Origin of the sequence: Halobacillus sp. BAB-2008 (assembly GCF_000328325.1) — a bacterium.
In the GTDB taxonomy this organism is placed as follows: Bacteria; Bacillota; Bacilli; order Bacillales; family Halobacillaceae; genus Halobacillus.
This window is the reverse complement of sequence record NZ_ANPF01000064.1, coordinates 1-10,076: the sequence shown is the minus strand read 5'-3', so window position 1 is coordinate 10,076 and position 10,076 is coordinate 1. Positions and strand designations below refer to the sequence as shown.

The window sequence follows — 10,076 nt, the reverse complement described above, 5'->3', positions numbered from 1 at the left end:
AAAAACGGGAATGGCAGTCTCAGAAATGACTTCAACCGAAGATTGGAAGTATCCGTCGGCAAGCCGCAGGGGACGCTTGGTAAATTGTTGTCTTTATTCCGTAAATGATGATAAACTGTGGACGGAATAGCAAATAGGCTTTCTAGGGTTCCGTAACAGTATTCTGTTAGACTGGTCCGAGAGAAAGCTCACAGCTTTCAAAGAAGCTGTGCCACGGAAGGATAAAAGCCTGGGAGATGACTGCTGTGCAGTGTCTCCCGGGCTTTTATAGTTTGAATGATTAATTGGAGGTTTTTGGAACAATGAATAAGTATTGGATTCAAGTGATTATTGGTGCCGTGTTTGAGGTGCTGTGGGTGGCAGGGCTCAAACACGCAGAAGGGTTATGGGAATGGAGTGGTACGATTGCCGCCATCGTAATCAGTTTTTATTTAATGATATCTGCCGGAAGCAAGCTCCCCGTCGGCACCGTATATGCAGTGTTCGTCGGTTTAGGAACAGTTGGTACCGTCGCAACAGGAGTCATCTTTTTCGGTGAGAGTTTCGATGCTGCCAAGCTTATTCTGATTCTTATCTTATTGGTTGGGGTGGTCGGCTTGAAAGCAGTGACACCAGAGGAGGAGGAAGCCTGATGGCATGGATCTTTTTGCTGGCGGCAGGTTTGTTTGAAATGACCGGGGTCTGGATGATTAATAAACTGCATAAAGACCGTAATTGGCAATCCATCCTATTCCTTTTATTGGGCTTTGGCGGGAGCTTCTTCTTTCTTTCCCTGGCAATGGAAAGTCTGCCGATGGGAACCGCTTATGCCGTCTGGACCGGGATCGGTGCGGCCGGAGGAGCGGTGCTCGGCATGCTTCTTTATGGGGAGTCCAAGGATTGGCGGAGGGTCGTGTTCATTACTATGATCCTTGCTTCCGCCATCGGGCTGAAGCTGGTGTCTTAAACAGAAGAACTAGTTAATATTAATACCATGTTAGGATTGTACTAATTTCCTTATAAGTGGAAGGATTTCACACTCCGAAGTGGAAAAGGTCTAGAGAACGTATCTCACTTCAAGGAGTGTGTCATGGAATGAAGAAACAAATATGGATGATTGTCAGCTTTCTCTTCTTGATCGTCAGTCCGCCTGCTTTTGCAGCGACCTCTCTTACTATAAGCGAAGGAATGGAAATGACGGCCGGATCGGATGTGAAGGTGGAAGGCTATATTGTTGGCGTACCGGTTGGGGTGGATAAGGTAGAGCAGAACAGCTTCACCAGTAACTACGCTTTGGCCTTAGCGGATGAAAAAGAGGAGAATGCGACAGAACGTATGCTGTTTGTGAAGCTCGATTCGGAATATCGGGGCAGCTACGGTTTAGAGAACAATCCGGATTTAATGGGGGAGAAGGTCATTGTTGAGGGGAGCAGAGATGATTACTTTGCTCATCCCGGGGTCAAATCCGTCTCGTCCATTGCGCTTGCCGGTGAAGAAGGAGATGGGGAAACAGGAGAACAGGATTCGCAGCCTGGGTCCTATTATGATCGTGCGGATTCATTGACTGGAGATGCGTTGAAAGCGGAACTCCATGATATTATTGACGACCATACAGAAATATCCTATTCCCAAGTCTGGGATGCGCTGAGAAATACCGACGAGGACCCGGAGAACCCTGCAAACGTTCTGCTTCTCTATACAGGAGACTCTATTTCCAAGAATCGAAATGGCGGCGGGGTGGATGATTGGAACAGGGAGCATGTCTGGGCTAAATCCCACGGTGGATTCGGTACAGCCATGGGAGCGGGGACGGACCTGCATCACCTTCGGCCAACGGATGTCTCTGTCAACTCCAGCCGTAGTAATTTAGACTTTGATAATGGCGGATCTCCTTATTCTGACGCTCCGGACACTTATTATGACGGGGACTCATGGGAGCCTCGTGACGAAGTAAAAGGAGATGTAGCAAGAATGATTTTCTATATGGCCGTCCGTTATGAAGGAGATCAGGGGGAGCTGGATTTAGAAGTCGCTGATTCCACGGGTACGAGCGGCCCTTATCTCGGAAAGCTTTCCACACTGAAGGAGTGGCATGAGAGCGATCCGGTGGATGACTTCGAACGGAACAGGAATGAAGTCATTTATGAAGACTATCAGCATAACCGTAATCCTTTCATCGACCATCCGGAATATGTAGAAGAAATATGGTGAAACAAAACCTCTGCTCTGCAGAGGTTTTGTTATGCAGAGGGATAGACTTCCTGCTTATTTAAAGATAGAATCATAGATTAACGGCTTGAAAAAACTTCAAGTGCAGACAGAAGAGGAAGGTGTTTGATATGCTTCATAATCCAACAGGAAAAGAACGTATTGGTCTTGCGTTTCTACTTGGAATGCTCGGTGTGCTTGGTCCATTAAATATAGATATGTACCTGCCGAGTTTCCCGGGAATCGCCTCTGATTTAGACACGAGTGCGTCTCTTGTGCAACTCAGTTTAACGGCTTGTTTAATAGGACTTGCGGTAGGACAAATAGTAGTAGGACCGATCAGTGACTCTCAAGGAAGAAAAAAACCACTGATCATTTTTCTTTCGTTATTTGCTTTAGCTTCTCTGCTTTGTGCACTTGCGCCTAACATAACTGTTCTTGTAGCGGCACGCTTTCTCCAGGGTTTCACCGCCTCTGCGGGGGTTGTTCTATCCCGTGCCGTAGTTCGTGACGTCTTTACCGGACGGCAGTTAACGAAGTTCTTCGCTTTATTGATGGTCATCAATGCAACCGCTCCTATGATTGCCCCGATGACGGGCGGAGCGATTCTTTTACTCCCTTTTGCAACATGGGAAACCATTTTCTTTTTCCTCAGCTTTGTCGGTGTTTTAATCGTTTTGACGGTAACGAAGAAGCTCCCGGAAACACTTCCCGAAGAAAGAAGAATTCCGAGCTCTTTAAAGGAATCCATTCTGACAATCGGACGACTGTTGAAAGATCGTTCCTTCATCGGTTACGCCTTGACTATCGGATTCGTCCATGGGGGGAGTTTCGCCTATGTTTCGGGAACCCCTTTTGTATATCAGGGAATTTACGGCGTATCCCCACAGGTTTTCAGCGTTCTTTTCGGTATTAACGGCCTTGCCATCATAACGGGAAGTTTTCTGATCGGCCGCCTTGGAGGCATTATTCATGAAAGAAGTCTACTTCGGACAGCAGTGATCATTGCCGTCACCGCGACCGCGTTTCTTCTGGTGATGACTGTAATGGAAGGCCCGCTCTATTCCATCGTAATTCCTATCTTTATTTATATGACTGCAATGGGAATGGTGCTGACAAGTACGTTCACTTTGGCGATGGAACATCAGGGACACCGGGCCGGTAGTGCCAGTGCCGTATTGGGGATGCTTCCTCTATTGTTCGGAGCCATTGTATCCCCCCTCGTCGGATTGAATGAAACAACGGCCGTGCCGATGGGGACGATTCTATTTACGACATCTTCTATAGGTGCTGTCCTATTCTTTACATTGACGAAGAAGGACGGGCAGCCGGAAACAGCTTAATAAATCCGGATAACATTTCCTGCTGTGTATTATAATGATAAAACAGGAGGTGCAGGATGAATACTGGTTTTATCGTCTATAGCATCATCATGGTATGGGTATTGGTTATTTACGGCGGATTAACGTATCTGGTGGTTAAAAAGAGAGAGTACGGATTAATTTCCGGGTTCGGAAACCGGTCGGAAGAGGAGCAGCAGTATCTGTTGGAGAACGGCTATGTAGACGCAACAGGCCGTCTGCTGAAATGGACGTTCTCAATGCTTCTGCTCACTTTTCTTGCCGGCCTGCTTCCGGTTGATCTGGCATTTGAGGTCGGGCTTGGTTTGTTTTTCATCGTTTTATTGACCGGTATTGTTTGGATACAGCGATACGAGGTTCCTCGTAAAAGGAAGCGGAACGTATGGATGACAAGTATCTTTTCCGTCGCCATCTTCGGGGGAGTAGTTGCACTGACCATTACTGGATTGATCGACAATACCGTAACGGTTGAAGATTCAAAGGTGAAGATTTCGGGAATGTATGGCGGTGAATGGTCACTTGCTGACATAGAGAAGGTGGAGATCTTGGATGACGTGCCGGATGTGATTGTGAAGTCCAATGGTTTCGCATCGGGAGGTCATTTGAAAGGGCGCTTCCGTCTCGAGGACCCATATGAAGGAGCACTGCTATTCATTCAAGCGGATATGAAGCCCTCCGTGTACATAAAGACGAAAGAGGACGATTTGTTCATTAATAAAGAAGATGAGGAAGAAACCAGACGCTTGTATGAAACGCTGAAAGAGTCGGTTCGTTGATGACGACGATGCATGTGCATCGCGAATACGTACGGTTGTTATCCTGACTACGGAACGTGTTATAATAAACCGGCATGTACAATTTCAAGGAGGAGTTTTCTTGTGATCATCGCGATCATTGTTCTACTGTTCGTTTCTTTATTTTTCTCGGGAAGCGAAACAGCATTGACTGCTGCAAACAAAATGAAGCTGCAGGCTCGAGTGAATAAAAATGATAAAAAAGCGGAAAAGTTGTTGAATCTTGTTTCCCGTCCAAGTGAATTCATTACGACAATCTTGATTGGTAATAATATAGCTAACATTCTGCTTCCAACATTGGTTACGGCACTAGCTATTGAGTATGGATTCAGTGTAGGGGTGGCTTCCGCCATTTTGACTGTCACCATCATCGTCTTCTCAGAAGTCATTCCGAAATCGATTGCCGCTGCCTTCCCGGATCGAATATCCATGTTGGTTTCTCCGGTCATCCGGTTTTTCGTTATCCTTTTTAAACCAGTGACTGTGGTGTTGAACTGGTTGACAGGATCCATTACGAAGGCTTTGTCCAAAGGAGAAACGAACGATGTCTCCGTTTCAAAAGAGGAGCTTCGGACGATGGTTGACATTGCAGATTCGGAAGGGACCTTCAACGAAGCGGAATCCCACCGGATCAAAGGTGTGCTTGATTTCTATAATCTGAATGTAAAGGATGTCCTGAAAACACCCCGGGTGGATATGATTGCCATTTCAGAAGAGGCAATGTTTGAGGAAGTTCGGGATATGGTTACTCAACACCCGTTTACAAGGTACCCGGTTTATCGGGAAGACATAGATGACATTGTTGCTGTTCTTCATTCAAAGTATTTGATTTCCTGGGCAATGGAACCTGAACGCCCGCTCAAGGATTTCACGTATAAGGATCCTCTTGTCGTTTATGAATTCCATAGTATAGAATGGGTTTTCCGGAAGATGACAAAAGAGAAGAAGCATATGGCGATCGTTCTGGATGAGTATGGAGGAACCGAAGGGGTTCTTACACATGAGGATGTCATTGAAGCAATGATCGGTCTTGAAATTGAGGATGAAATGGACGTAGAAAGTGACTCCATCATTGAGAAGATATCAGAGACCGAACTGATCTGTGACGGAAAGATTACTCTCCGGCGTTTGAACTCGATTTTCGATACAGAAGTTCCGGAAGAAGAAGACGTCCTTGCAGGCTATCTTCTGAAGGAGTTCAATGACTTCCCGCAAGAAGGGGATGTGTTGGAAAGGAATAACCTGACGTTTAAAGTGCTTGAGATCGAAGGAAGAATGCTGAGAAGGATCCAAATTATAAAATAGATAAGAATAACCCGGCCTTTGCGCCGGGTTTTTTGTATGGGAATATTAAAAGGACCAGAGGACTATAGACCCTTTAATTTTCCATATCATGGCCGATATAAGAGGTGGTACGCTATACATATATCGGAAGGTGATGGGGTTATGATGCTGGCAAATAAAACAGTCATTAAAGGTGGATCCTTGGGAATCGGACGGGAAAAAGCAGTGGAAATCGGCGGGAAGGGTACGGATGTAGTAGTGGCGGATGATGGCTTCTCTGTATTCAATTCCGGTTTAAGGAAGGGGGAAGAAGGGAGATGAGCGCAATCGATCAGATGAAACAGGAGACGTTGAAAAAGAAAAACCTGCTTCTTTTTACTGCTTTCACGTTGTCCTTAGCAGCAGCATTCATGAAATCACTGATGGAAGGGGAACAGGAAGCATTCATTCTGTTCGGAATTGAAATCGCTCTATTTACCATTTCCTTCTTCGGAACGATTTGGGGGAGGAAGCCGGAACTGTTCCCTTATGTAAGTGTCGTCCTGGTCAATACCTTTACAGTCTCTGGTGTTTTCTACGTCGGTGGCGGATGGACAGCCGTACTTATCACGTACTTCCTTTCCGTATTTGCAGTCGTCCACTTTAAACGAACGGTATTTGCCATTGGTTACTTTATGGGTGGGCTCTCACTTATCCTCAACCAGCTTTACAGCACGGTGGATCAGGTTTCCCTTCAGGAAAATGCAGCGACTATCTACCTCGCTTATTTGCTGATCGGTGTCCTTTTCATTGTACTTATCCATTTGAGTAAAGGCCAGGAGCGGGCAATCGAGAGCCTCGTCATGGAGGCTGATTATCGGACAGATGAACAGAAGAACCTGAAAGTGCAAATCCTGGATCATGCTACCGTGATCAAAGATGATATTACCAGCATGAACGGGCGCGTACAGGGGAACTTACAGGCCCAGGAAGAGATGCAGACAGCTATCCAGGAAGTAGCGTCCGGCAGTCAGCAGCAGGCAGGCCAAATTTCTGACATTGCGGAACGTACGACAAGATCACAGCAGGAAATGATGGAGTTAGGGAAGCGGATGGAGGCACTCCGTGAAGAAACGAATGAAGCGAACAGAATGACGGAGAGCAGCGAGGTCAAGGTGGAGACCTTTACGATGGAAATTCAGCAAATCAAAGCATTCATGAGCGATTTAAATGAAACGTTCCACCATTTAAGCAATAAAGTAAAAGAAACAGGCACGTTCTCTGATGATATCAAGAAGATATCGGAGCAGACGAATCTGCTCGCCTTGAATGCATCTATTGAAGCTGCTCGTGCGGGCGAAGCAGGAAAAGGATTTTCTGTTGTAGCTGATGAGATTAGAAAGCTTTCAGAGATGACAAATGATACGGCAGAGAAAATAACGACCAATTTGATGGAAGCTCTCCGGAATAATGAATCCACATTGGAGAAGATGGATGGAAGTTCTGCGAAGATCACCTCCATTCAAGATTCTTTCGGTGAGATCCATACCTATTTCACAGACTTGAAGGAAGTACTCGTCCATATTGTTGATATTTTCAAAGAGACGGATGATGTCATGATGAGAGTAATTACGGACAATCTTCAAGTGGAACAGTGGAGTGGGGAATTAGCTGCAATCATTGAGGAATCGAGTGCAGGTATGCAGGAAATGAGTGCCACGGTGGAAGCGCTCACTTCTGACAGCGAAAACATAGCTGCTATTATGAACCATACAACTGAAAAAGCCGATCAATTATTGGCCGTGGATCAACATAAGTAAAAAAAGGAAACCTCCCGATCTATCCGTATCGGGAGGTTTTTTAAGTGTAATTAAAAGGCTCCGGAACCGCCGCCGCCGCCACCGGTCCCACCCCCGCTGCTTGAGCTTCCAGATGAAGCGGAAACTGTGGTATGACGCTGTGCGTCCGAAAAGTTCGTTTCAAAGTAAGAACCAATCACCACATACGTTGCAATTTCGCTGGACTGGGTGGAAGAGGGGAACGGTTGGGAAAGGGGATCACGTTTACCTGCTCCGATTTGAAACAAAAGTGCTTTTAAGCGGTCTTCTTCTTCCCATGTTTCCCAATCGTCATCTTTTTTCAACGGCTGGAGCTGGTCGTAGAGACTACGTCCTTCCACATTCAACGGCTTGTATGCAATGCTGAACAGCAAGAAGTAGATGAGCAGCAGGATGACGAAAATCATCCAAAGGAATGTACCGTTCAAAGGAAGAAGAATGGTGAAAGGAAAAAGGCCGAGTGCTGTTAAGCCTGCTGTCCATCGTGGAACAGCGGATGAAGCGTATAAGCTCTGCTCCTTCACTTCCTTTCTGACAAGCTTCTGCCAGGAATGATGTCGTTTACGATAGGTTTCACTATTTTCTTTGTTCTTTGCGTACCTTTCTATATCGTCAATATATAGGGTATCGCTTTGGGCTATATCATCATATAACCATTCGATCAATTGCTGCTCGTGCTCGTGGTCCGGAAGACGGTCAAGGCGTTTATACACCTTCTTGGACTGTTCTTCAATCAGTCCTTTACGGACAAGATCAAGCATTGCAGCGGTCAGTGCTTTGTGATTCATATAGCCGCCCTTCATAAAGCTGATCATTCCCGGTATACTCATGGAGTGATCTGGAAATAAGGAGCCCCCTTTAATACGTTCGGCATCCCAACCTGTCATTTTCCTTCTTCTTAGGCCGTAACCATACAGGAGGACCGCCAAGGCAGTTGCTGAAACCGTGAGAATTGCGCCGATTTTCCCCCACTGTTCTTCTCTCTGCTTTTTCTCCGCTGCCTCGTCGTCCAGGGACTTCTTCTCAGCAAGGATGGTTCCGAGCATTTCTTTCGTGTTGCCGGCTGCATAGAAGAGGGAAGCATCATAGGCGACGCGGATGTCCCCTTTCTCGTTAGCCGGTACTTCTCCCATTTCGTATCGAACGGATCCATCGTCCAACAATTGTTCTGTTTCATAGGCAGCATCGTATCCGAAAGCCACTTTCGCTTCCGTCTGCGCTGGAGGGACGACAGTGATCGTCAAGTCCTCATAGGTAGACTCGTTTCTATCATCAAAGAAAGGCCAATAAAACTGGGACACATCAGCATAATGCTCCATGCCGTTCTCAATCGTGTAAAAAAGGTCGACCGTTATGGTTTCGTCTGAACCGCCGCGATAGACTTTATACAGATCCCCTTCTCTTTCCACCTCCAAAGCTTTTCCGTTCTCTTCGGCACGGACATCGGTGATTTCCGTGCCCTGTTGTTTCGGAATAAGTGTTCTTGTTATACCATTGAATTCTCCATCAAACGCGTACGTGTGTGATTCTTCCACCATTACTTTACCATCCGCCTGCAAAGATGCCGTGATATTCGTTTCTTCAATCGAATAATCCGCGGCATAAACAGGGAGGGGAAGGAGAAGGATGAGGAGAATAATCGATCCAGTGACCCACTTCTTCATAGATTCCACCCGCTTTCTATTCATAACTACGTATAGAAGTGGAAATAGGTTTCATTGGTAAGTCATAGAAAAAAGAGCTCCCGGATAGAAGCTCTTCTTCCATTACTATTTAGGTTCAGGCAAAGCGTTGAAGGGCTTGGAACATCTCCTGACCTTCATCATTCAGTACATTGCCGCTCCCTTTACACCTGGCACATTCCTTCTCATAGCTCGTTTCTTCGACTGCGAGTCTCCAGGCGGCATCCTCCTTGGCGTGATTGACACGTTGGTAGAGGTCCATGATCATGTTGGCTTTGCTGTCATCATATTCCTTATAGGCACCGGTACCGTGACAGAGTGGGCAGACATTATAAAGATGACTCACCGTTTTTGTATTCAAAAAGAACCCTTCTTTCTTTTATTGGTATTGATAAATTATGATTGATTTTATGGAATATTCAGACTAATTGCAAGTGTTTTCAGACATATAAAAAAGAAAAAAAGTAGAATTCCTCAAAAAGCCTACAAAAAAAGCCGCCGGAAGATCCGGCGACTCGAAATCTTTTATTTTCCAATGAACATTTGTGTCCAGTAGTTTCCGTCTTCTGCATGACCTACTCCAATGTGTGTGAAGTTAGGGTTCATGATGTTTTTACGGTGACCTTCACTGTTCATCCAACCTTGGACAACCTGCTCAGGGCTTGTTTGTCCCATGGCAATGTTCTCCCCTGCTGTTTGATAGTCAATGCCATACGTCTTCATCATGTCAAATGGAGAGCCGTACGTTGGGCTGTTATGAGAGAAGTAGTTATTTTTCTGCATATCCAAAGATTTGTCCTTAGCTACGACACTAAGCTCTGTATCAAGCTCAAGTGGTGCCAGTCCTTGTTTCTCACGTTCCTGGTTTGTCAATTCTACTACTTGTTTTTCGAAAGCGGAGACTTCAGAAGATGCTTGCTCGTTTTGCTGTTCTGCTTTTGGTTGAGCTTG

11 protein-coding genes and 1 riboswitch are annotated in these 10,076 nt (G+C 45.9%); of the genes, 8 read left to right on the top strand and 3 right to left on the bottom strand.

Going from position 1 to position 10,076, the window contains the following annotated elements; translation table 11 throughout:
* Positions 1-131: 131 nt before the first annotated feature.
* A riboswitch (guanidine-I (ykkC/yxkD leader) is annotated at positions 132-238 on the top strand.
* Positions 239-302: 64 nt separating this feature from the next.
* The 8 genes from D479_RS13925 to D479_RS13895 all read left to right on the top strand — a co-directional run bounded on the left by D479_RS13925 (position 303) and on the right by D479_RS13895 (position 7,425).
* The gene (locus D479_RS13925) at positions 303-632 is read left to right on the top strand and encodes a multidrug efflux SMR transporter (protein WP_008638140.1); all 330 of its coding nucleotides are present in this window, start codon (positions 303-305) and stop codon (positions 630-632) included.
* Positions 632-946 (top strand): multidrug efflux SMR transporter, encoded by a 315-nt coding sequence (locus D479_RS13920; RefSeq protein WP_008638139.1) that lies wholly within the window; start codon positions 632-634, stop codon positions 944-946. Before D479_RS13925 ends, D479_RS13920 begins: the two co-directional genes overlap by 1 nt.
* A 128-nt stretch (positions 947-1,074) precedes the next feature.
* Complete coding sequence (locus tag D479_RS13915) at positions 1,075-2,190, top strand: endonuclease (RefSeq protein WP_008638138.1); 1,116 nt, start codon at positions 1,075-1,077, stop codon at positions 2,188-2,190.
* A gap of 128 nt (positions 2,191-2,318) precedes the next feature.
* Complete coding sequence (locus D479_RS13910; RefSeq protein WP_008638137.1) at positions 2,319-3,530, top strand: Bcr/CflA family efflux MFS transporter; 1,212 nt, start codon at positions 2,319-2,321, stop codon at positions 3,528-3,530.
* A gap of 56 nt (positions 3,531-3,586) precedes the next feature.
* Entirely contained in the window at positions 3,587-4,324 is a 738-nt protein-coding gene (locus D479_RS13905; protein ID WP_008638136.1) for a DUF3784 domain-containing protein, read from the top strand.
* 102 nt (positions 4,325-4,426) lie between these two features.
* The gene (locus D479_RS13900; RefSeq protein ID WP_008638135.1) at positions 4,427-5,647 is read left to right on the top strand and encodes a CNNM domain-containing protein; all 1,221 of its coding nucleotides are present in this window, start codon (positions 4,427-4,429) and stop codon (positions 5,645-5,647) included.
* Between the two features lie 141 nt (positions 5,648-5,788).
* On the top strand, positions 5,789-5,947 hold the full coding sequence (locus tag D479_RS20795; RefSeq protein ID WP_008638134.1) for a hypothetical protein: 159 nt from the start codon (positions 5,789-5,791) through the stop codon (positions 5,945-5,947).
* Complete coding sequence (locus D479_RS13895; protein ID WP_008638133.1) at positions 5,944-7,425, top strand: methyl-accepting chemotaxis protein; 1,482 nt, start codon at positions 5,944-5,946, stop codon at positions 7,423-7,425. Before D479_RS20795 ends, D479_RS13895 begins: the two co-directional genes overlap by 4 nt.
* A gap of 50 nt (positions 7,426-7,475) precedes the next feature.
* Here the strand turns inward: D479_RS13895 and D479_RS13890 are convergent, their stop codons facing one another.
* The 3 genes from D479_RS13890 to D479_RS13880 form a co-directional block, all read right to left on the bottom strand.
* A complete protein-coding gene (locus D479_RS13890) occupies positions 7,476-9,107 on the bottom strand; it encodes a DUF2207 domain-containing protein (protein ID WP_008638131.1) in 1,632 nt (543 codons plus the stop codon).
* Between the two features lie 115 nt (positions 9,108-9,222).
* Positions 9,223-9,486: a hypothetical protein gene (locus D479_RS13885; protein WP_008638130.1), complete on the bottom strand. Its 264-nt coding sequence runs from the start codon at positions 9,484-9,486 to the stop codon at positions 9,223-9,225.
* Positions 9,487-9,650: 164 nt separating this feature from the next.
* On the bottom strand, positions 9,651-10,076 hold a 426-nt coding region (locus tag D479_RS13880), incomplete at its 5' end, for a CAP domain-containing protein (RefSeq protein ID WP_008638129.1).